The sequence below is a fragment of the Herbiconiux sp. UC225_62 genome (assembly GCF_042694625.1).
GTDB lineage: Bacteria > Actinomycetota > Actinomycetes > Actinomycetales > Microbacteriaceae > Herbiconiux.
Genome location: NZ_CP170551.1, coordinates 122118 through 144361, shown reverse-complemented (window position 1 = coordinate 144361; position 22244 = coordinate 122118). Strand labels below are relative to the sequence as shown.

26 protein-coding genes are annotated in these 22244 nt (G+C 70.7%); 13 read left to right on the top strand and 13 right to left on the bottom strand.

Going from position 1 to position 22244, the window contains the following annotated elements; translation table 11 throughout:
* A complete protein-coding gene (locus ACFJGU_RS00750) occupies positions 1 to 1632 on the top strand; it encodes a flavin-containing monooxygenase (protein WP_382306776.1) in 1632 nt (543 codons plus the stop codon).
* Complete coding sequence (locus ACFJGU_RS00745) at positions 1629 to 2402, top strand: SDR family NAD(P)-dependent oxidoreductase (protein ID WP_382306774.1); 774 nt, start codon at positions 1629 to 1631, stop codon at positions 2400 to 2402. The genes ACFJGU_RS00750 and ACFJGU_RS00745 overlap by 4 nt, the downstream gene beginning before the upstream one ends.
* A gap of 58 nt (positions 2403 to 2460) precedes the next feature.
* On the opposite strand, the gene ACFJGU_RS00740 is transcribed toward ACFJGU_RS00745, so the two are convergent.
* Positions 2461 to 3408 carry a class I SAM-dependent methyltransferase gene (locus tag ACFJGU_RS00740; protein ID WP_382306773.1) on the bottom strand — a complete coding sequence of 316 codons (948 nt, stop codon included), beginning with the start codon at positions 3406 to 3408 and terminating at the stop codon, positions 2461 to 2463.
* Positions 3409 to 3558: 150 nt separating this feature from the next.
* Between ACFJGU_RS00740 and ACFJGU_RS00735 the strand changes: the two genes are divergently transcribed.
* Both ACFJGU_RS00735 and ligD read left to right on the top strand, forming a co-directional pair.
* Positions 3559 to 5091: an SPFH domain-containing protein gene (locus ACFJGU_RS00735; RefSeq protein ID WP_382306771.1), complete on the top strand. Its 1533-nt coding sequence runs from the start codon at positions 3559 to 3561 to the stop codon at positions 5089 to 5091.
* A 91-nt stretch (positions 5092 to 5182) separates the two neighbouring features.
* On the top strand, positions 5183 to 6220 hold the full coding sequence (gene ligD / locus ACFJGU_RS00730) for a non-homologous end-joining DNA ligase (RefSeq protein WP_382306769.1): 1038 nt from the start codon (positions 5183 to 5185) through the stop codon (positions 6218 to 6220).
* Between the two features lie 10 nt (positions 6221 to 6230).
* On the opposite strand, the gene ACFJGU_RS00725 is transcribed toward ligD, so the two are convergent.
* Positions 6231 to 7292, bottom strand: a complete 1062-nt coding sequence (locus ACFJGU_RS00725; protein WP_382306767.1) for an ATP-dependent DNA ligase — start codon at positions 7290 to 7292, stop codon at positions 6231 to 6233.
* 95 nt (positions 7293 to 7387) lie between these two features.
* On the opposite strand from ACFJGU_RS00725, the gene ACFJGU_RS00720 reads away from it, so the two are divergent.
* Complete coding sequence (locus ACFJGU_RS00720) at positions 7388 to 7879, top strand: MarR family winged helix-turn-helix transcriptional regulator (protein ID WP_382306765.1); 492 nt, start codon at positions 7388 to 7390, stop codon at positions 7877 to 7879.
* A 50-nt stretch (positions 7880 to 7929) separates the two neighbouring features.
* Here ACFJGU_RS00720 and ACFJGU_RS00715 read toward each other — a convergent pair whose 3' ends face one another.
* Genes ACFJGU_RS00715 through ACFJGU_RS00705 form a run of 3 tightly spaced genes read right to left on the bottom strand, consistent with a single transcriptional unit; the run spans position 7930 to position 9084 of the window.
* Entirely contained in the window at positions 7930 to 8334 is a 405-nt protein-coding gene (locus ACFJGU_RS00715; RefSeq protein ID WP_382306764.1) for a DUF3618 domain-containing protein, read from the bottom strand.
* Entirely contained in the window at positions 8334 to 8807 is a 474-nt protein-coding gene (locus tag ACFJGU_RS00710; protein ID WP_382306762.1) for a phage holin family protein, read from the bottom strand. The genes ACFJGU_RS00715 and ACFJGU_RS00710 overlap by 1 nt, the downstream gene beginning before the upstream one ends.
* Positions 8800 to 9084: a hypothetical protein gene (locus ACFJGU_RS00705; protein WP_382306760.1), complete on the bottom strand. Its 285-nt coding sequence runs from the start codon at positions 9082 to 9084 to the stop codon at positions 8800 to 8802. Before ACFJGU_RS00705 ends, ACFJGU_RS00710 begins: the two co-directional genes overlap by 8 nt.
* Before the next feature lie 63 nt (positions 9085 to 9147).
* On the opposite strand from ACFJGU_RS00705, the gene ACFJGU_RS00700 reads away from it, so the two are divergent.
* Together ACFJGU_RS00700 and ACFJGU_RS00695 are read left to right on the top strand one after the other, a co-directional pair.
* Entirely contained in the window at positions 9148 to 9642 is a 495-nt protein-coding gene (locus ACFJGU_RS00700) for a cation:proton antiporter regulatory subunit (RefSeq protein WP_382306758.1), read from the top strand.
* A gap of 10 nt (positions 9643 to 9652) precedes the next feature.
* A complete protein-coding gene (locus tag ACFJGU_RS00695; RefSeq protein WP_382306757.1) occupies positions 9653 to 10834 on the top strand; it encodes a cation:proton antiporter in 1182 nt (393 codons plus the stop codon).
* A gap of 13 nt (positions 10835 to 10847) precedes the next feature.
* Here the strand turns inward: ACFJGU_RS00695 and ACFJGU_RS00690 are convergent, their stop codons facing one another.
* Entirely contained in the window at positions 10848 to 11624 is a 777-nt protein-coding gene (locus tag ACFJGU_RS00690) for an NAD(P)H-hydrate epimerase (protein ID WP_382306756.1), read from the bottom strand.
* A gap of 91 nt (positions 11625 to 11715) precedes the next feature.
* Between ACFJGU_RS00690 and ACFJGU_RS00685 the strand changes: the two genes are divergently transcribed.
* The 4 genes from ACFJGU_RS00685 (at position 11716) to ACFJGU_RS00670 (ending at position 16227) form a co-directional block, all read left to right on the top strand.
* Positions 11716 to 13185: a class I SAM-dependent methyltransferase gene (locus ACFJGU_RS00685; protein ID WP_382306754.1), complete on the top strand. Its 1470-nt coding sequence runs from the start codon at positions 11716 to 11718 to the stop codon at positions 13183 to 13185.
* A 334-nt stretch (positions 13186 to 13519) separates the two neighbouring features.
* On the top strand, positions 13520 to 14413 hold the full coding sequence (locus ACFJGU_RS00680) for a hypothetical protein (RefSeq protein ID WP_382306752.1): 894 nt from the start codon (positions 13520 to 13522) through the stop codon (positions 14411 to 14413).
* Positions 14414 to 14451: 38 nt separating this feature from the next.
* Positions 14452 to 14952 carry a nitroreductase/quinone reductase family protein gene (locus ACFJGU_RS00675; protein WP_382306750.1) on the top strand — a complete coding sequence of 167 codons (501 nt, stop codon included), beginning with the start codon at positions 14452 to 14454 and terminating at the stop codon, positions 14950 to 14952.
* A 78-nt stretch (positions 14953 to 15030) separates the two neighbouring features.
* Entirely contained in the window at positions 15031 to 16227 is a 1197-nt protein-coding gene (locus ACFJGU_RS00670; protein ID WP_382306748.1) for a PP2C family protein-serine/threonine phosphatase, read from the top strand.
* Between the two features lie 13 nt (positions 16228 to 16240).
* On the opposite strand, the gene ACFJGU_RS00665 is transcribed toward ACFJGU_RS00670, so the two are convergent.
* Both ACFJGU_RS00665 and ACFJGU_RS00660 read right to left on the bottom strand, forming a co-directional pair.
* The gene (locus tag ACFJGU_RS00665) at positions 16241 to 16651 is read right to left on the bottom strand and encodes an ATP-binding protein (RefSeq protein ID WP_382306746.1); all 411 of its coding nucleotides are present in this window, start codon (positions 16649 to 16651) and stop codon (positions 16241 to 16243) included.
* Positions 16644 to 16976, bottom strand: coding sequence for an STAS domain-containing protein (locus tag ACFJGU_RS00660; RefSeq protein ID WP_382306744.1), 333 nt, complete (start codon positions 16974 to 16976; stop codon positions 16644 to 16646). Before ACFJGU_RS00660 ends, ACFJGU_RS00665 begins: the two co-directional genes overlap by 8 nt.
* Before the next feature lie 69 nt (positions 16977 to 17045).
* Here ACFJGU_RS00660 and ACFJGU_RS00655 point away from each other — a divergent pair, with 69 nt between their 5' ends.
* Both ACFJGU_RS00655 and ACFJGU_RS00650 read left to right on the top strand, forming a co-directional pair.
* Positions 17046 to 17261: a hypothetical protein gene (locus ACFJGU_RS00655; RefSeq protein WP_382306742.1), complete on the top strand. Its 216-nt coding sequence runs from the start codon at positions 17046 to 17048 to the stop codon at positions 17259 to 17261.
* Complete coding sequence (locus ACFJGU_RS00650; protein ID WP_382306740.1) at positions 17258 to 17815, top strand: CDP-alcohol phosphatidyltransferase family protein; 558 nt, start codon at positions 17258 to 17260, stop codon at positions 17813 to 17815. Before ACFJGU_RS00655 ends, ACFJGU_RS00650 begins: the two co-directional genes overlap by 4 nt.
* 21 nt (positions 17816 to 17836) lie before the next feature.
* Here the strand turns inward: ACFJGU_RS00650 and ACFJGU_RS00645 are convergent, their stop codons facing one another.
* The 5 genes from ACFJGU_RS00645 to ACFJGU_RS00625 form a co-directional block, all read right to left on the bottom strand.
* A complete protein-coding gene (locus ACFJGU_RS00645; protein ID WP_382306738.1) occupies positions 17837 to 18211 on the bottom strand; it encodes an iron chaperone in 375 nt (124 codons plus the stop codon).
* Between the two features lie 133 nt (positions 18212 to 18344).
* Positions 18345 to 19940, bottom strand: a complete 1596-nt coding sequence (locus ACFJGU_RS00640; RefSeq protein ID WP_382306736.1) for an ATP-binding cassette domain-containing protein — start codon at positions 19938 to 19940, stop codon at positions 18345 to 18347.
* Positions 19937 to 20818 carry an ABC transporter permease gene (locus ACFJGU_RS00635; RefSeq protein ID WP_382306734.1) on the bottom strand — a complete coding sequence of 294 codons (882 nt, stop codon included), beginning with the start codon at positions 20816 to 20818 and terminating at the stop codon, positions 19937 to 19939. Before ACFJGU_RS00635 ends, ACFJGU_RS00640 begins: the two co-directional genes overlap by 4 nt.
* 129 nt (positions 20819 to 20947) lie before the next feature.
* Positions 20948 to 21802, bottom strand: coding sequence for a molybdate ABC transporter substrate-binding protein (gene modA, locus ACFJGU_RS00630; RefSeq protein ID WP_382306732.1), 855 nt, complete (start codon positions 21800 to 21802; stop codon positions 20948 to 20950).
* Entirely contained in the window at positions 21799 to 22203 is a 405-nt protein-coding gene (locus ACFJGU_RS00625) for a molybdopterin-binding protein (RefSeq protein WP_382306730.1), read from the bottom strand. The genes modA and ACFJGU_RS00625 overlap by 4 nt, the downstream gene beginning before the upstream one ends.
* Positions 22204 to 22244: the final 41 nt, after the last annotated feature.

The following is a 22244-nucleotide window of genomic DNA, read 5'->3' as shown; positions in this document are numbered from 1 at the left end:
ATGAGCACCTCCACCCCTCGTGACTACGACGCCGTGGTCATCGGCGCCGGCTTCTCCGGCCTCGCCCTGCTGCACCACCTGCGGGAGATCGGCCTGAAGACCCTCGTGGTCGACGGCGAGGACGGCATCGGCGGCACCTGGTGGGTGAACCGCTACCCCGGTGTGCGCACCGACAGCGAGTACAGCTACTACTCCTTCTCGTTCTCGAAGGAGGTGCGCGACGAGTGGACCTGGTCGCAGCGGTACCCGTCCGGTCCCGAGGTGCTCGAGTACCTCAACTTCGTGGCCGATCGGCTCGACCTGCGGAAGGACATCCGCCTGAACGCCCGTGTCGACTCCGCGGTGTACGACGAGGACGCGAACCTCTGGACGGTGAACCTGGCCGACGGCTCGTCCCTCACCACCAAGTACCTGGTCAGCGGCATGGGGGTGCTGTCTCAGGCGATCTACCCCGACGTGCCCGGCATCGACACCTTCCGCGGTGAGAAGTACCACACGGCGCACTGGCCGCGCGAAGACGTCGACCTGACCGGCAAGAAGGTGGGGCTGATCGGACTGGGCGCCTCGGGCATCCAGATCGTTCCGGTGATCGCCCCGCAGGTCGACGAGTTCTACGTGTTCCAGCGCACCCCGAACTTCATCGTCGAGACCACCAATGAGGGTGTCTCGACCGAGGAGATGCAGTACGTGCGGGAGAACTACGACGCGATCTACGAGAAGGCGGCGAACCATCCGTTCGGGGTGGCGATGGAGCCGGCCGAGTTCTCGGCGCTGGAGGTCTCGCCGGAGAAGCGACGCGAGATCTTCGAATCGAAATGGAACGAGGGCGGATTCCACTTCGCCAACGAGTGCTTCAACGACCTCGCCACCAACCACGAGTCCTCGGAGCTGGCCGCGGAGTTCATCCGCTCGAAGATCCGCGAGATCGTGAAGGACCCGGCCACGGCCGACCTGCTCTCGCCCAAGACCTACTCGTTCAACGGCAAGCGCGTGCCCACCGGACACGGCTACTACAACACCTTCAACCTCCCGCACGTGCACCTGATCGACACGGCGAGCGAGCCCATCACTCAGATCACCGAGAAGGGCGTGAAGGTCGGCGACACCGAGTACGAGCTCGACGTGCTGATCTTCGCCACCGGATTCGACGCGATGACCGGCACGCTCACCCACATCGACATCCGGGGTCGCGGCGGGCGCACCCTGCGCGAGAAGTGGCAGGAGGACGGCTTGAAGTCGAACCTCGGCATCAACGCGAACGGGTTCCCGAACTTCTTCATGTCGCTCGGGCCGCAGACGCCGTACTCGAACCTGGTGGTGCCGATCCAGCTCGGCGCCCAGTGGCTGCAGCGGGCGCTGAAGTGGGCCGAGGAGAACGGGATCGAGCGTTTCGAGGCCACTCCCGAGTCCGAGGAGTGGTGGGCCGCCGAGACCGAGCGCACGGGCAAGGCCACCGTCATGTACACCGAGGGCAAGAAGGCCAAGGCGTGGTTCCTCGGTGAGAACGTGCCAGGCAAGGCCGAGGAGTTCCAGGTGTACATGGGTGGAGGCCAGGTGTACCAGGAGCACTGCCGACGGGCCGAGGCCGAGGGCTACGTGTCGTTCCTCGCACCGGCGCCGGTGAACGCGTGACGGGCCGGCTGGCCGGCAAGGTCGCGCTGATCACGGGAGCGGCTTCGGGGATGGGCCGGGCGACCGCCGAACTCTTCGCCGCCGAGGGGGCGGCCGTGGCGGTCACCGACTTCAACGCGGCGCTCGGCGCCTCCGTGGCGGACGACATCGCGGCGGCCGGGGGAGCGGCCCGGTTCTGGGAGATGGACGTCTCGCAGGAGGGGAGTGTCGCATCCGTCGTCTCCGCCGCGGCCGAGGCTTTCGGCGGACTCGATGTCCTCGTCAACTGCGCCGGCATCATCGGGGTCGACAAGCCGACCCACGAGGTGACGGAGGAGGAGTGGGACGCGCTGTTCGCCGTCGACGTGAAGGGTGTGTTCTTCGCCACGAAGCACGCCGTGCCGCATCTGATCCAGCGCGGCGGCGGTTCGATCGTGAACTTCTCGTCGATCTACGGGCTCATCGGCAACGACGAGTTCACGCCGTACCATGTGGCCAAGGGGGCGGTGACGATGCAGACCCGCCAGGATGCCGCCTCCTACGGCCGGTACAACATCCGCGTCAACTCGGTGAACCCCTCGACGGTGCTGACACCGCTGGTGGAGGGTATCGCCGCCGAGTTCCCGGGCGGATTGCCCGCGTACGAGGAGATGATGACGGCGAACCAGTCGATCCGGCGGCTCGGCCGGCCGATCGACGTAGCCTACGGCGTGCTGTACCTCGCCTCCGACGAGTCCTCCTGGGTGACCGGGGTCAACCTGCCGATGGACGGAGGCTACACCGCGCGGTAGGGCCCCGCGGTGGAGGGCTGGCGGGCGGCGATGCGACCGGGTGGGTCGGCGTCGCCCGTCAGCGGCGGCGGAGGAGCTTGTTGATGCCGCGGCCGAGCTTGCGGGCTCCGCGCTGCACGAGGTTGCGGCTGACGCGAGGGGCCTTCCAGCCGTCGTCCTGCCGCACGAGCACGGCCATCGCCTGGTCGAAGAGCTCGCCGGTGGGCGTCCAGGACTCGAGCGAGAATCCGGCCTCGCCCCAGACCTTCTCGACCCAGGAGCGCGGGGCGACGGCCCAGGCGTAGAAGCTTCGGGCGCGCGGCCCGTCGTCGTCGGCGCCGCCCCCGGCGAACACGAACTGGCCGTGGCCGGCGGCCTTGGCGCTCGCCTCGGCATCCGGAACCACCTGGGCGAGGTTGGTGGCGAACTTGTCGGCTTCCCCCGCGGCCACGGCAGCCTGGGCCCCGGCCACCACGGCGAGGAACTGCGCCTCGAGCACGGTGATGTACACGCGGGACCCCGGATGCGTGAGCCGCCCGAACTCGGCGGCCCACTTGCGGTGCGCCTCCTCGGACAGGTGGGAGAACACGCTGAACGCGGTGATCGCGTCGAAGGTGCCCTCCCGGAAGACGGTGGGCGGCCAGGGCGCGTTGGTGACGGCGTTCAGGCCCGGAAGGGTGCTCTGCAGCAGCACCGCCATGCTGGAGTCGACGTCGCTCGACCAGAGCTGGTCGGCACGCAGGCGGCGCAGGAGCATCCGGCTGATCCGGCCCCAGCCCGAGCCGAAGTCGAGCACGGTCTGAGTGGCGACGTCGCCCTCCGGCCACTGCTCGAAGGCGCGGTCGACGAAGCGCTCGGCCTCGGCGTAGGCGGCCTCGTAGTTGGCACCGACGAACTTCTCCTGGATCTCGCGCGGCGGGTTCTGCGGCGCACGGTCCGCGGGATCGGTGATCTCGGGGAGTTGCTCGAGCGTGGGGGCGGCAGCGAGGCTCCGCACGAAATCGCTGACGGTCTCGTCGCTCGGCATCGGTCCTCCAACGGTTCACTGGCGGGCCCATCTTGGCACATTTCGATGGGCACGACAGGCGCGCGGCCCTGGCGACCCGACATACTGGACGCACAGGAATCGACCCGAACGATTCACCGTCACGACCGCTCCCGCCAGGAAGGCCGCTTCATGTTCCCGTTCGACTCCCTCCTCATCGCCGCGCTCGTCGCCGTGGTCGTGATCATCGTCTTGATCGTGGTGATCACGCTGCTGCGCGGCATCAAAGTCGCCAAGCCCGATGAGGCGATCATCGTCACCTCGCGTCAGAAGGCCGTCAAGGCCGGCCAGACGGCGCTGGAGGAGACCGAGAACGCCGGGCAGCGTGTGGTGTTCGGATCGCGTGTGTTCGTGAAGCCGATCGTCGAGGCGCACTTCAAGCTGTCGCTCCGCAGCCGCCAGCTGAACGTGCAGGCCACCGCCCAGACGAAGGATGCGATCACCATCAAGGTCAACGCCGTCGCGGTGGTGAAGGTGGGCGGCTCGGAGTCGATGGTGCGCGCCGCCGCCCAGCGATTCCTCAACCAGCAGGACCAGATCGAGACCTCCACCGAGGAGGTGCTGAGCGGTTCGGTGCGCTCGATCGTGGGTCAGCTGACGGTGACCGAGATCATCACGAACCGGCAGGCGCTGCAAGGCCAGGTGCTCGACGCGGTGCGTGAGTCGCTCGACGTGCAGGGTCTGCAGATCGACACCCTCCAGATCAAGGAGATCGACGACGACAACGGCTACATCCGCGACCTCGGTCGTGCGGAGGCCGCCCGCGTGAAGCAGGTCGCCGAGGTGGCCGAGTCGGTCGCCCGCCGCACCTCGGAGGAGGCCCGCATCGAGGCCGACCAGGCCGTGGCCGAGCAGCAGCGCAAGCTCGACCTGCGGAACGCCGAGATCCAGAAGGAGACCGACAAGGCGCGGGCCGAGGCATCCGCTTCCCGCCCGCTCGCCGAGGCCATCTCGCAGCAGGAGGTCATCGCGCAGCAGGAGATCACGGCCGGAAAGCGCGTGGGTCTGCGCAAGCAGGAGCTCGACGCGGAGATCCGCGCCGTGGCTGACGCCGAGGCGTACTCGCTGGAGAAGAAGGCGCAGGCGGATGCCGCGGCCGCTGTCGCCGCCGCGAACGCCGAGCGCGACCGCCGCAAGGCGCAGGCCGAGGCCGTGGAGGCCGAGGGTATCGCCGAGCGCAACCGCCGCCGCAGCGCCGCCGAGGCGCTCGAGGCCGAGGGTCTGGCGGAGAAGAACCGACGGATCGCGGCTGCCGAGGCGCTGCGGGCCGAGGGTGAGGCCGAGGCGAACTCGATCCGCGTGAAGGGTGCGGCGGAGGCCGAGGCCACGCTGGCCAAGGCCGAGGCGCTGGAGGAGCGGGCCGACGACCTCCTGCGTCAGCAGATCATCGCCGAACTGCCCGCGATCGTGCGCGCGGCCTCGGAACCGCTCGCCGCGATCTCGAACATGACCGTCATCTCGAACGACGGCACCGGCTCCTCGCAGATCGGCGAGAACGTGGCGGGGCAGCTCGCCACGTCGATGCAGATCGTCAAGGACCTCGTGGGCATCGACATCGCCGAGATCGTCACGGGTCGCGCCACCGGTGCCGCCGCCGGCGCCGCGTTCGCTCAATCGACCCCCGCTCGCACCACCCCCGCCCCCTCCCCGTCCCCGGAGGCATGACTTCTTGCCCCTAGACGCCCCATCCGAGCGTTTTTGGGGCGTCTGGGGGCAAGTTCTTCGCGCGGAGGGATGCGCCGGGTAGCGTGGGGCCATGGCGAGCGAAGTCGAGATGCTGACCGTGGAGGGGCCGAACGGTCCCCGTGAGGTGCGGCTGTCGAGCCCGTCACGGGTGATCTGGCCCGAGCCCGGCATCACGAAGCGTGACCTCGCTCACTACATGATCGCGGTCGGCGAGGCCTTCGTGGCCGCGAACGGCGACCGTCCGCTCTCGCTCCAGCGCTTCCCGGGCGGCATCGACGGCGAGCAGTTCTTCTCGAAGAACCCGCCGAAGGGGGCACCCGACTACGTGCGCTCCGTGCCCGTGGTCTACCCGAGCGCGCGCACGCATCCGCAGCTCGTCATCGACGAACCGGCGGCCGCCGTGTGGGCGGTGCAGATGAACACGGTCGTGTTCCACCCCTGGCCCTCGCGCGCCGAGACCTCCGACTTCCCCGACCAGCTGCGCATCGACCTCGACCCGCAGCCCGGTACCGACTTCGACGACGCGATCCCCGCGGCCATCGAGTTGCGCGCGGTGCTCGAGGAGGCCGGTCTCACCGCCTTCATCAAGACCTCCGGCAACCGCGGCCTGCACGTCTTCGCGCCGATCGAGCCCACCCACGAGTTCCTCGACGTGCGGCACGCGGTCATCGGCATCGCCCGCGAACTCGAACGGCGGATGCCTGAGAAGGTCACCACGAACTGGTGGAAGGAGGAGCGCGGCGAGCGCATCTTCGTCGACTTCAACCAGGCCAACCGCGACCGCACCATGGCGGGCGCCTACAGCCCTCGCGCCCTCGCGCACGCCCCGGTCTCGTGCCCGATCACCTGGGACGAGCTGGAGGGCGCCGATCCGCGCACCTTCACCATCCTCACGATGCCCGAGCGGCTCGCGACGGTCGGCGATCCGTGGGCCGACTTCGGCGCGCATCCGGGCACCATCGAGACCGCGCTCGGCTGGTGGGAACGCGACCTCGCCTCGGGGCTCGGCGAGCTGCCGTTCCCGCCCGACTACCCGAAGATGCCGGGCGAGCCGCCGCGGGTGCAGCCGAGCCGGGCGAAGAAGGAACCGGCGGCGTCGGAGCAGTGACGCCCGGTCGTCAGACCAACACGTCGCTCAGGTCGTAGGCGATCGGACGCTCCAGCTGCTCGAAGGTGCACGAGCGCGCGTCGCGATCGGGCCGCCAGCGCGCGAACTGCACGGTGTGGCGGAAGCGCATCCCCTCCATCTGGTCGTAGCGCACCTCCATCACGCGAGTGGGCTCGAGGCGCACGAACGACACGTCCCTGCCCGACGAGAAACGGCTGCGCTCCGTCTCGCCGGTGACCTGCGCTCCGGATGCGTCGCGCAGCACGAGCGGAGCCAGCTCCTCGACGAGTTCCAGGCGGCGGGCGTCGCTGAACGCCGAGGCGCCTCCGACGTTGCGCAATTCGCCGTCGGAGTCGTAGAGGCCGAGCAGCAGCGACCCGACGCCCTGACCGCTCTTGTGCACGCGGTAGCCGAGCACCACCACGTCGGCCGTGCGGTGGTGCTTCACCTTGAGCATCACGCGCTTGCCGGGCGCATAGGGGGCGGCGAGCGGCTTCGCCACGACGCCGTCGAGACCGGCGCCCTCGAACTCGACGAGCCAACGACGGGCGAGCTCGACATCCGTCGTCGCCTGGGAGACGTGGATGGGGTCGCCGAGGCCTGCCGCGAAGGTCTCGAGGGCGGCGCGGCGCTCGGCGAAGGGGGCGTCGAGCAGCGACTCCTCGCCGAGCGCGAGCAGGTCGAAGGCCACGAACATCGCGGGCGTCTGCTCGGCAAGCAGGGTGATGCGGCTCTCGGCGGGATGGATGCGCTGCGACAACAGCTCCCAGTCGAGTTTCTCGCCGCCGGGCGCACCGCTCCGCACGACGATCTCGCCGTCGAGCACGCAGGGCTGCGGCAGCAGCCGGGTGAAGGCCTCGACGAGCTCCGGGAAGTAGCGGGTGAGGGGCTTCGCGCCGCGGCTCGCGATCTCGACCTCGCTGCCGTCGAAGGAGACGATGCCGCGGAAGCCGTCCCACTTCGGTTCGTAGCTCAGACCTCCGTCGATGCGGTCGGGCTCGGGCACGGCGTCGACCGCCTTCGCGAGCATGGGGGAGACGGCGGCGGCAGTGGCGAGAGCGGTGGAGGCCATGCCTCGATCATGCTCTGATCGGACAGCGCGCGACAGTCGCATCGGATTTTCGCTAGATAATCTAGTTACGTTGCAATCGGTCTACTGTTGAGCCTATGGATGAGCCCGAGGGAGACACCGCCACTCACTTCTGGTACACGGGAGCACCCGAGTCGCAAGCCGCGATCGACGTGCTGCAGGCGCTCCGGCGCTATCGCACCGCGGAGACACGTATGCGGGCGCGCACCCGGCAGGAGATGCGGATGGGCGAGAACGACATCCTCGCCGTGCGGCACGTCATCCGCGGGCGGCAGACCGGCCGTTTCATCAGCCCGAAAGACCTCGCCGAGCTGCTCGACATCTCGTCCGCCTCCACCACCACCCTGATCGACCGGCTCGAGAAGTCGGGGCACATCGAACGTCGCCCGCATCCGACCGACCGGCGCGCGCTCATCCTGATGCCCACCTCCAACGCCGACGACGACGTGCGGGCCGCGCTCGCCGACTCGCACCAGCGGATGCTCGCCGTGGCCGAATCGCTGTCGGCCGAAGAGCGCGGCGTCGTGGTGGCGTTCCTCGACCGCATGTCGAGCGCCGTCGACGCCTGAGACGCCGCATCGGGGGGTGGGGCGCCGGAGTGGCCGCCTCCGGGGTAGGGCTACTTGGCGACGGCTCGCACGAGGAAGACCACGCCGGTCACCAAGCCGGCCGCTGCTGCCGCCGCCAGAGCCACGGTCTTCGGATGCTTCTTCGCGCCCTGCACCGGGTCGCTCACGATCTCGCCCACGGCCGTCTTCACCCGGGTGGGCACGTCGAGGCGGCGCTCGAGTTCACCGAGCACCGCGGAGAGCTCGGCGCGCCGGGCCACGATGTCGGCCTGCACTTCGGCTCGCGTGCGTTCGGGGGCCTTCTCGGGCGCGGGGGCGTCCGGGCGGGGGTCGTGCTCGGGATCGGGCCGCACGGCCCGCGCCGCCACGGCCGCCTTCGCCACCTCGGCGACGGCGGCGGGGATGCTCAGCTCGTCGTTCGCGGGGTCGTTCTTCTTCGGCTTCTTGGCGGCCATCATCCGTTGTTCCCGTCGTCGGTGGTCTTCTTCGCCCTCAGAGTACGCACACCGATCGCCGCGAGGACGCCGGTGATGAGCAGCAGGCCGCCCACCGTGATGAGCGCCGCCGCCCAGCCCGGGACCACCAGCGACAGCGCGATGACGGCCGCCGCCACGAACACCGCCAACGCGAAGAAGCCGACGAAGGCCGCCCCGGCGATGAGGCCGGCGCCGATTCCGGCACGTGCGATCCGGGCGGTGATCTCCTTCTTGAGTGCGGTCAGCTCGTCCTGCACCAGATCGACGATCAGGCGCGGAAGGTCGGCGATCAGGCGCGCGGTGGATCGGTCGGCGGGCTCGGGATCGGGCTCCGCGACGACAGCGGGGCTCGGCTCGTCACGCGGGTCGCCGGGCGCGCGGCCGAACGGGCGGCGCGCGTGATCAGCCGCCGCGGGGTGCGCACCCGTCGTCGACGACGAAGAATCAGGCATTCCGGCCCTTGGCGCGAGCCTTGCCGATGACGTCGCCGGCCTTCTCTCCCACGCGCTCCGCGGCCGTCTCCAGCAGATCGCCGGCGCTGTGCACGGCCGACTGCACCTGATCGGCCTGCCAGAGCTGCTGCGCCTTCTCGCGGATCTGCTCGTAACGCTTGCGGCCGGCGCGGGCGCCGAGCACATAGCCGAGGCCGAATGCGAGCAGCAACAGGATCTTGTTCATGGGGTCTCCGATCGGGAGGTCGTGGGCGCGGCGGAATACGCCTCCCCCCATCGTGCGCCCCTTCGGCGAGATCGCAACCCCTGACGCGGGTCTCGCGCCTGCTACCGTTGCCTCGTGGGCGTGCGAATCGAGAAGGTCGACCTGCCGGGCATCGGGGTGCGGCACGACCTGCTGACCGAGAACGGCCGGCGGGTGAGCGTCGTGTCGCACCGCGACGGCGACCGGGATCTCGCGCTCTTCGACGTCGACGATCCGGATTCGTCGAGCGACTCGGTTCCCCTCACCGACGACGAGGCGGCGGCCCTCGCCGACCTCCTCGGCAGCTCCGTGACGATGAGCCGGCTCACCAGCCTCGCGGGCGACGCCGCCGGACTGTTCACCGAACAACTGCTGCTGCCCACCGATTCGCCGTACCTCAACCGGCCGCTCGGAGACACCAAGGCGCGCACGCGCACGCGGGTGTCGATCGTCGCGATCGTGCGCGACACCAAGGTCATCCCCTCGCCGACGCCGGCCGACGTGCTGCGGCCCGGCGACATCATCGTCGCGGTCGGCACGCGCGAAGGGCTCGACGCCCTCAGCCACATCATCGCCAACGGCCCCGGGTAAAGGCCCTCCCATGCATGAGACGACGGTGATCCTGATCGAGGTCGGCGCGCTCTTGCTGGGAATGAGCCTCCTGGGGCGGCTCGCCATCCGCATCGGCATCTCGCCGATCCCGTTCTACCTCGTCGTCGGTCTGCTGTTCGGCGAGGGTGGCATCGTGCCGCTGGATGCCAGTGAGGACTTCTTCCAGGTCGGCTCGGAGATCGGCGTCATCCTGCTGCTCGCCCTGCTCGGCCTGGAGTACACGGCACAGGAGCTGCTCACCAACCTCCGGCAGTCGCGCACAGCGGGGCTGATCGACGCGCTGTTCAACGCCCTACCGGGTGCTCTGCTCGCGCTGTTGCTCGGCTGGGGGCCGGTGGCGGCCGTCGCGCTCGCGGGAGTGACCTGGGTGTCGTCGTCGGGCGTGGTGGCGAAGATGCTGCGCGACCTCGGGCGGCTGAGCAACCGGGAGACGCCCGTGGTGCTGGCGATCCTCGTGATCGAAGACCTCGCGATGGCCTTCTACCTGCCGATCCTCGCCGCGCTCGTCGTGGGGGTGAGCCTCCTGCAGGGCGCGATCGCAGTGGCCGTCGCCGTGGGGGTGGTGGCCGTCATCCTCTACATCGCGCTCCGGCACGGTTCGGTGATCTCGCGCATCTTCACACCCGAGCATCCGGAGCCCCTGCTGCTCGGCGTGCTCGGCCTCACCATGCTGGTGGCCGGTCTCGCGGCCGAGGTGAACGTGTCGTCGGCGGTGGGCGCGTTCCTCGTGGGCATCGCCGTGTCCGGTCGGGTGGCGCAACGCGCGAGCCAGGTGCTGACGCCGTTGCGTGACCTGTTCGCCGCGGTGTTCTTCGTGTTCTTCGGACTGACGACGGATGCCGGCGAGCTCACGGCCATGCTCCTGCCGGCCGCTCTGCTGGCCGTCGCGACCATGGCGACGAAGGTGGCGTCGGGGTACATCGCGGCGCGGCGGGCCGGGATCGGGGTGCCTGGGCGGTGGCGTGCCGGGCTCGCGCTGACGCCGCGCGGGGAGTTCTCGATCGTGATCGCGGGGCTCGCCCTCTCGGCGGGTGTGGAGCCGCGACTGGCTCCGCTGGCGACCGCCTACGTGCTCATCACGGTCGTCGTCGGGCCGTTCCTGGCTCGTATTCCCGATACGGCATGGTTCAAGGACGCCGTGCGCCGTCGTCGCCGGGCCATCGCGGGATAGCGCCGGATCGCGATCAGGGCAGTTCGACTGCCGGGGTCATCGCGGCGAGATCGGTCTCGATCCCGATCTCGACGAGGTCGATCCGGCCGGCCAGTCGGGCACCGACGCCGAGCAGCAGGCCCGCTTTGACGCCGCCGAAGGTGACCGTGACGTCGGCGGGCAGCACCGCGTCGTCGGCGACCGCCCCGGTGTCGGGGTCGACGCCGCTCGGGATATCCACGGCCACCACGAGAGGGCGGCTCGCCGAAGTCGCGACGTCGGCCGCGCCGACACCGTGAAGCCCGGATCGGATGGCCAGAACAGCGGAGCGCGCCGTGCCGCGGAGCGCAGGGGCGCCGGCGGTGGTGCCCGTACCGAGGATGCCATCGACGATCACCTGGTAGCTCCCGGCCCCACCCCGCGGATCACCGGACCCCCGCAGGGCCTCCATGGTCGCCTTGTCGGCCTCCAGGAAGCGCACGCCCGCCGTGGTCGCGGCCGCAGCGCCGGCCTCGTGCATCCGCGATCCGACGGCGAGCGCGTCGACCACGACCTCGGCGCGCGGCGAGTCGGCCCCCGCGAACACCCCCGAGCGCGCGAGGAACGCACCGGCGAACAGGGCGTCTCCGCCGTTGTCGCCCGAACCGACGAGCAGCAGCACGCGCGGCGACGAGAGAGTGGGCCGCGACTCGAGCAGCTGCAGGACGCGGTCGGCCAGCGCCTGCGCCGCCCGCTGCATGAGCGGCTCGCCGGCGGCCAGGTGCGGCTTCTCGGCGTCGCGCACCTGCTGGGCGGTGTATCCGCGGATCATCCCCTCATCCTGGGTGCGATGTCGCGTGCCCGCAACCGTCTCCGCCGAAGTCGCATGGTGCCCGCCGGGCCGGGCGAGTAGCATGCGGTGCATGTCCGACGACGAGGTTCGGCAGACGGAGTTCGCGGAGCGGATGCTCGGCGGGCTCACCGCGAGCGCCGAGATCCTCGCCGTCGAACTGGGCCGCAGGCTCGGGCTCTACGAGGCGCTGGCCGGGGGCACCCCCACCAACGCGGAGCACCTCGGCATCCGCGCCGGCATCGCCGAACGGTACGCCCGGGAGTGGCTCGAACAGCAGGCGGCCGCGGGCATCCTCGACGTCGTGTCCCCGGATGCCGCGCGCGACTCCGGCGCAGACGGCCGGCGTCGTCGCGGCCGTCACGAGCCGCATGGCCGGGACGGTGATCCTGCGGCGGCCGAGGAGCAGGCCGATGAGCACTCGCATGGCCGACGAGACCATCAGGGGCGAGTGGAACGCCGCCACGGTCACCGGGAGGAGCAGCGCGAGCGTCGCCATCGGGGCCACGGCGCGGACGATCGGACCGCGGCCGACCGTACCGCCTCCGCCGCCGTCGCGGACGCGTCCGTGCAGGAGCGGCATTCGCGCCGCCGCGACGACCACGCGCGACGCGGCGACGCCCCGGGACGCACGGCTCCGACCGCTCCGGATGCCGCGACCGCGACGGCCGACGCGGGTGCCTCCTCGTCCTCCTCCGCCGGTTCCGCCGAGCGCGCCGCAGCCGAGCGGGAATACGTGCTGCCCGCGGCGCTCGAACCCCTGCTGCTCGACCCCATGCATCCGCTCAACCTGATGGGCGTGCCGCCCATCGTCGTCGGTCTCGCCGCCACGTTGCCGCAGGTCGCGCAGGCCTACCGCGCGGGTGAGGGCGTCGCGTACTCCGCCTTCGGGCAGGAACTCCGCCACGGCATCGCCGCGATGAACCGGCCCGGCTTCACCCACGATCTCCGTGGCTGGGTCGACACCCTCCCCGACCTCGCCGCCCGCCTCGACGCCGGCGGCACCGCGCTCGACGCCGGGTGCGGGCTCGGCTGGTCGACCATCGCCCTGGCCCGGGCCTTCCCGCGGGCCACCGTGGTCGGCGTCGACCTCGACGAGGCGTCGGTGGCGGAGGCGCGTGCGAACGCGGCCGCCGAAGGGCTGGACGCGAGGCGGGTGCGGTTCGAGACCGCGGATGCCGCGGCATCCGCCGAGGGCACGGCCGATCTCGTCACGGTCTTCGAGGCGTTGCACGACATGGGGGAGCCGGTGCGGGCACTCGAGTCGTTCCGGCGTGCGTTGGCCCCGGGAGGTGCCGTGCTGGTGGCCGACGAGAAGGTGGCCGACGCCTTCGCAGCCCCCGCGAACGAGGAGGAGCGGATGCAGTACGCCTTCAGTGTGCTGCACTGCCTTCCGGCCACGATGGCCGAGTCGGCGAGCGTCGCGAACGGCACCGTGCTGCGCGCCCCGACCCTGCGGCGCTGGGCGGCGGAAGCGGGATTCCAGCGGGTCGACATCCTGCCGGTGCAGCACGATTTCTGGCGGTTCTACCGCGTGAGCTGAACGGCGGTTGAGTCGCGCGTTCTGGGCCCTGATCGGGAAAGACCTGATCACGTGGAGAAACCTTTCAGGATCACCCCACATACTTGTTGCTTCAATCGTTTGCCCCGGGCAACCCGAACACCCGATACCCCCCGGATCTCCGCGAACGTCGACTCCGAAGCCGTGACGGCTTCGCCGTCACCCGACACCGACCGTCACCGCCAACTGCCGCGCGGACCCCGTCGACATCCCGTCGCGCCGTTCCGTCGCGCCCGTCCAAGAGGCGAGCTCTTGCGGCAGGAGTGCTCCCGAGCGCCACCGCGCGCATGCACCCATGGCTCAACCATTGGAAAACATGTTCAACGCCCCACGCACGACCACGCCCGAAACGCTCACCCCGACCCCCGGCACCGAACCGACCGGCACGAACGACGCGGTCACCCGTCGTTCGCGGCGCCCCCGTCGCGGCTCCGTCCTCGCCCCGTTCGCGGGCATCGCCGCGGCCGCCGCCCTGGTGGCGCTCGCTTCCTTCGCGCATCCGGCCATCGCCAACGCGCAGAACGCCGCGGGCACGACCGCCTCCGCCTCGGCCACAACGGCCCCGAAGGTCGACGAGCAGGCCGAGCTCCTGCAGCGCACCACCGAACGGGCCGACACCCGCGCCGAGACCACCATCGCCCAGGCCAGCACGGTCATGGCATCCGTGAAGGGCAAGGTCGACACGGCCCCGCTCATCGCCTCGGTCGCGTCGCTCGCGAACTACCCGTACCTCGACACCACCACGGTGCAGACGCTCACCAACACCGCCGTGACCGTGACGAGCCAGGCCGTAGCGCAGGCCGCCGCGGTCGACAAGGCCGCCGCGGATGCCGCAGCCGCCGCCGCAGCCCAGGCCGCAGCCGCCGCTCAGGCCGCGGCCGACGCGATCGCCGCCGCCAACACGCCCGACGGCGCCCGCACCGTCGCCGCGCAGATGGCCGCCAGCCAGTACGGCTGGGGCGAGGACCAGTTCCAGTGCCTCGACTCGCTCTGGACCAAGGAGTCCGGCTGGAACTACCAGGCCGAGAACGCCGGCAGCGGCGCCTACGGCATCCCGCAGTCGCTGCCGGGCAGCAAGATGTCCTCGATCGCCGACGACTGGGCCACCAACGCCGTGACCCAGATCTCCTGGGGGCTCGACTACATCGCCCGCGGCTACGGCACGCCGTGCGCCGCGTGGGGACACTCGCAGTCCGTCAACTGGTATTGATCCCGAGCGATGCCCTGCCTACGCATTAGCGTGAAGGCATGGCATCGATCGTCCACGGAGTGAGGCGGGTGGTGGCGAGGTTCTCGCGCACCCGCCTCTTCCGTCGCGTCGGCCCCACGATCATGCCCCCGCTCGAGCGCGGAATGACCTGGCTGACGCGGGGCCGCGTGCAGCTCAGCGGACTCCTCGTGCCGTCGCTGGTGCTCCACACCACGGGCGCGAAGTCGGGGCTCGAGCGCGAGACCGCCCTGATGTACTGCCCCGAGCCGGGGAAGCGGATGCTCGTCACCGGCAGCAACTTCGCCGGGCCGAACCACCCGGCGTGGAGCACGAACCTGCTCGCGCATCCGGAGGCCTGGGTCAGCCTGCACGGGAAGCGCATCGACGTGCGCGCGACGCTGATCGGCGACGACGAGCGGGAAGCGGTCTGGACGTACATCGAACGGCAGTGGCCGGGCTACCGGGGCTACGAGCGGGCATCCGGTCGCACCCTCCGCATCTTCCGCCTCACGCCCACCGCGCCGACCCGCGCCCGCTGATCCGCAGGTCTTCGCGCTTCCGGCATCCGGGATGGCGCGAAAGCGTGCGGATGAGCGAACCGGGTTACGCTTGCGGGCATGGGGTTGGGTGCGCAGGAGACCAGGATCGACGACGACTTCGAGCGACTCCGTGTGGCGGCCGTCGAACGGCTCGACCTGCTCGACACCCCGGCCGAGGAGCGCTTCGACCGGATCACCCGCATCGCGCGCGAGCTCTTCGACGTGCCGGTGGCCGAGATCAACCTCATCGACGACGAGCGGCAGTTCACGAAGTCGCCGCATCTGCCCGGCAAAGCCACGTCGATCGCGCGCATCGACTCGTTCTGCGAGATCACGGTGCGCCAGCCCGACATCGTGGTGGTTCCGGATGCCACGAAGGACGCCCGCTTCTCCGACCGCTCCCCGGTCAGCGATGAGCGCCACGTGCGGTTCTACGCCGGGCGCCCGCTGAGTCTCGGCGACGACCTGCGGGTGGGCACGCTCTGCCTCGTCGACACGGTTCCGCGCGAGTTCGGGCCCGAGCAGCGTCGACTGCTCGACGAGATGGGCCAGTGGGTCGAGCGGGAGCTGCAGGACACCGCCGATCTCGACCGCGCGGCCGAGGTGCAGCAGGGTCTGCTGCCGCAGGACCAGCCGGGCTGGCCGGACTTCGAGGTGGCCGGCATCTGTCTCCCCGCGAAGACGGTCGGCGGCGACTACTACGCCTGGCACGGCGACGGGTCGAGCATCGAGCTCACCCTGGCCGACGTGATGGGCAAGGGGGCGGCGGGCGCCATCCTGGCCGCCGCCGTACGCGCGGCGTTCCAGTCGCGCACCGGCGACGACGTCGTGGGCGCCGTCGAGGCGGTCAACACGCAGCTCGCCGACGACCTCGGGGTCGTCGGCAGTTTCGCCACGCTCTTCCATGCCGTCATCGACACGGCATCCGGTCGCGTGGACTACGCGGATGCCGGGCACGGACTCTCGGCGATCGTGCGCTCCGGCGCGCCGGCCGAGCGCCTCGAAGCGACAGGCCTCCCGATCGGCATCGTGGCGGCGGGGGAGTGGACACGCGGATCGGCGACGCTGGAACCCGGCGACCGGCTGGTGTCCTTCACCGATGGCGTGCTCGACCTCTTCGACGGCACTCTCGCCTCACTCGACGAGGTCGCGGCGATCGTGCGCGATGCGTCGTCCCCGCACGCCGCGGTCGCCCGCTTCGCCGAGCTCGCGGCATCCGCCCGCTCTCGCGCCTCCGACGACGTCACCGTCGTCGTGGTCTCCCGCCGCCCCTGAGTCGCGTTGGGGCTCAGGCCGTGCGGGCGCGGAGGATGGTCCAGACGTTGCGCTCGTCGAGGCGCTCGTAGTGGAGTTCGTCGACCAGCGCCTGGATGAGTGGGATGCCGCGCCCCGACTCCGAGAGCGCCTCGGGCATCTCGCGGCCCATCAGCACGATCCCGCCCTCGTCGGCGGTGTCGGCGAGCGACGCGGCGAGCCCTTTCTCATCGGCGGTGACCGAGAGCACGCAGGTCACCCCGCCACTGCCCCCGGCGTGCTGGATGACGTTCGACGCGAGTTCGATCAGGGCCGTCTCGAACGCCATCCGGTCGAATTCGCTGACGTCGGGATTCGCGCCCCACACCGTCTCGAGGAACTCGTGCACCGCATCCACGTCGTCGGGCGGCGAGCTGAACACCAGGCTCTTGCGCTCCTCAGTCACGGTACGCCGCCTCGACCGAGTCGTATGACGGCAGGATCTTGTCGACGTTCGAGAGGGTCAGCACCATCGTCACCTGCGCCGAGGGCGACACGATCCGCAGGTCTCCGGATGCCTCCCGAGCGGTCTTGAGGCAACTGATCAACGCCCCGAGCCCCGACGAGTCCATGAACGGCACCTTGCTCAGGTCGACCACGATCCGCGGCTCACCCGTGTCGATCCGGCGCTTCACGGTCTCGCGCAGCGCCGGTCCGGAGACCATGTTCAGCCGCCCGTCGCCGCGGACCACCACGATGCCGTCGCCGAGCGATTCGGTCGTGAACTCCATCGATGTCTACCCCCTGGAAGTAAGCTGGCTCCAGGCTATCGAAAGCGCAGGCTGTCGAAAGGAGGAGGGGTGTCCGATCCGGAACGTGCCATCGCGCGCATCGTGCAGACGTATCCGAACGTCAAGGTCGTGTTGAGCGACTCGGTGTTCAGCGATTCCTACTTCCACTCCGCCGGGGCCGACGGGGGCATCCTCTACATCAACGCCGAACTCACCGGAGTGATCGCCGCCCAGGAGGGCTGGACCGGGTCGATCATCACGACCGAGGCGCTGCCCGACGCGTGAACGTGCCCAACGCCATCTCGTTCGGGCGACTCCTCATCCTCACCCCGCTGTTCGTGGTGCTGCTGCTGGTGTTCCGCAACCCGTTGCTGGCGCTCTTCACGCTCATCGTGCTGGGCATCACGGACTGGGCCGATGGCTTCATCGCGCGCCGTTTCCACCAGCAGACCGATCTCGGCAAGAAGCTCGATCCGATCGCCGACCGCGTCAGCCAGTTCGTGGTGTGCGCGACGCTCGTGGTCGCGGGGCTGGTGCCGTTGTGGATGGCCATCGTCATCCTGCTGAGCGATCTGCTGCTCGGCATCACCATCCTCGTGCGGAAGCCCGGCATCGTGAAGGTGCGGTGGATCGGGCGGCTCCGCACCGTGCTGCTCATGGTGGGCTTCCCGCTGCTTCTCGTGATCGCGTCGTTCTGGCCCGGGAACGCGGGGCTGAACCTGTTCGCGTTGATCGTGGTGGGCGCCGGATGCGTGCTGCACGCGATCGCGAACGTTGAGTACACCTACACGTTGCTGCGCGCTTCGGGGCGGCCGGCCGAGACGGCTGACGCGGGCTGAGCCGCTTCGTGCCGGCGCTGGTCAGCCCCGGGCATCCACTTCGGCGATCCGTCGCTCGACGATGAGGCGCACGGTGGCGTCGCTCAACGGGGAGTCATTGGGGAACTGCAGGGTGGCACCCGAGAGGGTGCCCTCGGTGAGCACGTGCTCGGCCTTGAGTGCTGCCGCGAGGGGAGGGCTCATCAGGTGCAGGCTGCAGTGCTTCTGGGCGGCGGAGAGCCCGAGCAGGCCTTTGCCGCGATAGGTGAAGATCGGGATCTGGTAGGAGATGCCCTCGGTCGCATCCGGGATCGCGGCGAGCAGGGCCGCGCGCACGGCGGTGAGGGCGGCGCGTTGCGCGTCGGGCACGGCGGCGAGATACCCCTCGACGGTGTCCGCCGCGTATCCGCGTGCCATGCGATCCTCCTCGATCGGCCGCGCCCAGGTTACGTCTCGGCCGAGAGCGGCACAATGCAGGGAATCAGGCCGGCCGACGCCGTCGTGGGTGCCGGTGCCCCGCATCCCGGGCATGACCGCCGAGCCGTGGGGATCAGAGGGGGTAGGCGACGGCGGCGTCGGGGGTGAAGGAGCACCAGACGGGCGTGCCGGGGGCGAGGTCGAGGGCGGCGACCTGGGCGGGGGCGAGGTCGGCGGCGATGCGCTCGGTGCGCACGCGCACGACGTCCCCTCGGGGCTCGAGGTCGAGCACGGTGCCCGGCACGACGTTCGCGGGGGCGCCATGGGCGGCTGCGGCTGCGGCTTTGGCTTCGTCTGCGGTTGCGTCGACGGTCGCGGCGGTCGTGGTGGCGGTGGTCTCGGTGGTGGCTGCAGTTGCGGTCGCGGTGGCGCGGTGGGAGGCGGGGTGCGGCGCCCTTGTGGTCACCGAGACGAGTGCCGGTCGCACGGCCACCGCGGCTCGCGCGCCGGGCACGAGCGGTGCGTCGACGGCCGCCACGATGCGCTGCCCGCCCTCGACCACGGCCGAGCCCCACTCCGTTCGGGGCGTGCCGTCCGGGTCGCCCAGGCCGGAGCCGGTGAAGCGCGCATCCGGCTGCGACGCATCCGCGGTTCCGATCAGCACGTTCAGGGCGGCGAGCCCGGCGGTGAACTGGTTCGACGGGCGTTCGAGCACGGCACGGGTGGGGCCGATATCGACGATGCGGCCGGCATCCATCACCACCACGCGATCGGCGAGAGTGAAGGCGTCGAGGATGTCGTGGGTGACGATGATGGCCGTGCGCCCCTCGAGCACGCGCCGGAGCATGCGGCGGAGCGCCGGCGCCACGGCGATGTCGAGCGCCGCCATCGGCTCGTCGAGCAGGAGGAGGCGGGGGTCGGATGCGAGGGCGCGAGCGACCGCGATGCGTTGCGCCTGCCCGCCGGACAGCTGGGCGGGCTTGCGGTCGGCCAGCTCGGCGGCATCGACCTCGTCGAGCCATCGTGCCGCGACCTCGTCGGCCTCGGCCTTGCTCGGCCGCCGCGTCCCGTTGCGGCCTGCCCGGCCCGGCCGTTCTGCGTCCGCGAGCCTTCCGGCGCCGAAGCGGCGGCTGCGCGGCCCGAAGGCGACGTTGTCGAGCACGCTCAGGTGCGGGAAGAGCAGCGCCTCCTGAGCGAGCAACGACACGCCCCGTTCGTGCGGCGGCAGCCACCGCCGCCCGCCCGTGCGGCTCCGCCCGCCTGTGTCGCTTTGCCCGGCCGCGCGGTTCTGCGCGCCTGTGTCGCTCTGCCCGGCCGCGCGGCTCCGCCCGCCCGTACCGCTCTGCCCGCCTGTGTCGCTCTGCCAGCTCGCGTTGGTCTGCCCGCTCGCGTCGCTCTGCCCGCCTGTGTCGCTCTGCCCGCCCGCGTCGTTCTGCCCGCCCGCGCCGCTCTGCCCACCCGCGTCGCTTCGCCCGGCATCGGGCCGCCCTTCATCGCTGCGGCCGCGGTCGTCCCGTTCCGCCTCGGAGTGCGGTCCCACGTCGAACAGCACCGTGTCGCCGAGCACGGCTCGTCCGGCATCCGGGCGCACGAGGCCGGCGAGCACGTTCAGCAGCGTCGACTTGCCGGCGCCGTTCGGACCGAGCACCGCGACGGTCTCGCCCTCGGCCACCGAGAGCGAGACGTCGAAACCGCGTTCGGCCAGCCGCGCGCTGAACTCCAGGCTCACGGCGTCGTGCCCTTTCTCGTGGGCGTCGTCGTCGTCGTCGACGAGGATGCCGGCACCCGCGGTCCGCCCCGGAACGGTCCCGACTCCCCGGCCTGGTGCGCGATGCTCACGACGACGATCGCCACAACGACGAGCACCAGCGAGAGCGCCACTGCGGCATCCGGATCGGTCTCGCGCTGCAGGTAGATCTCGAGCGGCAGCGTGCGGGTGACCCCCTGCAGACTGCCGGCGAAAGTCAGGGTCGCCCCGAACTCGCCGAGCGCGCGCGCGAACGAGAGCACCGCGCCCGAGAGCAGGGCCGGCAGCACGAGCGGCAGCGTGATGCGGCGCAGCACCGTCGTGGGTGCCGCACCGAGCGTGGCGCCCACCGCCTCGTACCGCGTGCCGACGGTGCGCAGCGCGCCCTCGAGGCTCAGCACGAGAAACGGCAGCGCCACGAAGGTCTGCGCCAGCACGACGGCGGTGGTCGAGAACGCGATCTCGATGCCGAGCACGTCGAACGTCGACCCGAGGAGGCCGCGCCGTCCGAAGGTGTAGAGCAGCGCGATGCCTCCCACCACCGGCGGCAGCACCAGCGGCAGCAGCACCAGCGATCGCAGGATCTTCTGCCCCCAGAAGTGCGTGCGCGCCAGCACGATCGCCATCGGCACGCCCAGCGCGATGCACAGGGCGGTAGCGGTGAGCGAGGTGCGAAGGCTCAGCCACAGCGCGTCGATCGACGACTCGGAGGTGATGAGCGGGATGAACTCCGCCCAGTTCACCCGCACCACCATGCCCACGAGCGGTACGACCACGAAGAGGGCGCCGACCACCGCGACGGCCGCGACCCACCGCGGCACGCCGGCGTAGCGGGCGGAGGCGGAGGGGGTGGCGGTCATCGGGGGCTCACGATCATGGTGGTGGTGATTTCGGGAGGAGGGGAGTGCCACGACGGTCGTATACGGGCTTCGTGTCACTCCCCTCCTCCCGAAAGGGAGGCGCTACGCCGCGGCGCGGCTCACGGAGGCCTAGGGTGCTCCGAAGCCGGCATCGGCGAGCACGCCCTGACCCACGGAGCCGGTCACGTAGTCGACGAAGGCCTGCGCCACGTCGGCGGTCTTCGAGTCCTTCACGACGGCGATCGGATAGGTGTTCACTGCCCCGCTCGACTCGGGGAACTCGATCCCCTTCACGGCGTCGCCGGCGGCCGCGACGTCGGTGACGTAGACGAGTCCGGCATCCGCTTCGCCCGAGGTGACCTTGCCGAGCACGTCGGTGACCGACGACTCCTCGCTCACCGGCGTGAGCGTCACCCCGGAGGCCTGTTCGACGGCGACCGTGGCCGATCCGCACGGCACCTGCGGGGCGCACACCACGAGCTTGACCCCCGGCGCGGCCAGATCGGCGAAGGAGGTGATGCCGGCGGGATTGGTGGGCGGCACCGCGATCTCGAGCACGTTGGTGGCGAAGTCGACGGGGGCCGCGGGGTCGATGAGGGCTGCGTCGGTGAGCTTGGCCATGTTCTTCTCGTCGGCCGAGGCGAAGACGTCGGCGGGTGCCCCCTCGGTGATCTGCGTCACGAGGTCGCTCGATCCGGCGAAGTTCAGCTCGACCGTGGTTCCGGGGTTCTCGGCCTCGAACTGCTCGGCCAGATCGGTGAAGGTCTGCTTGAGCGAGGCGGCCGCGAAGACGGTGATCGACCCCTCGAGGGCGGGCGCGGTCGGAGTGGCGCCGACGGAGGGGGAGGTGTCGCCGCTCGAGTCGCCCACCGCGGAGCCGGCGCTGGAGCCGGCGCATCCGGCCAAGACGGCGACCACGGACGCGGCGAGCAGTCCGGCGGCGAGGCGGGCGACCGGCCGGCCACCGATTCGGATGCGCGTCATGCGTTTCCCCCGGGGGTCTCGATGATGACCGTCGTGGCTTTCACGACGGCGATGGCGACGGAACCGAGTTCGAGACCGAGCTCGCGCACGGCCTCGCTCGACATGAGGGAGACGACGCGGTGCGGCCCGCATTGCAGTTCCACCTGCGCCATGACCGTGTCGAGGGTGATCTCGGTGACGAGCCCCACGAACCGGTTGCGGGCGCTCCGCCCGATCTCGGACGGGTCCGCCGGCAGCACGGCGTTCTTGCGCGCCAGTTGCGCGAGGGAGAGGCCGTCGACGGTCGTGCGGCCGGAGGAGTCCTTCGTGCTCTCGAGCAGGCCCGAATCGATCCACCGGCGCACGGTGTCGTCGCTCACGCCGAGGAACACGGCGGCATCCTTGATCCGAATCTGCGACATGGATCTCATGATACCGCCGCAACTGCGGACGAATCACGACT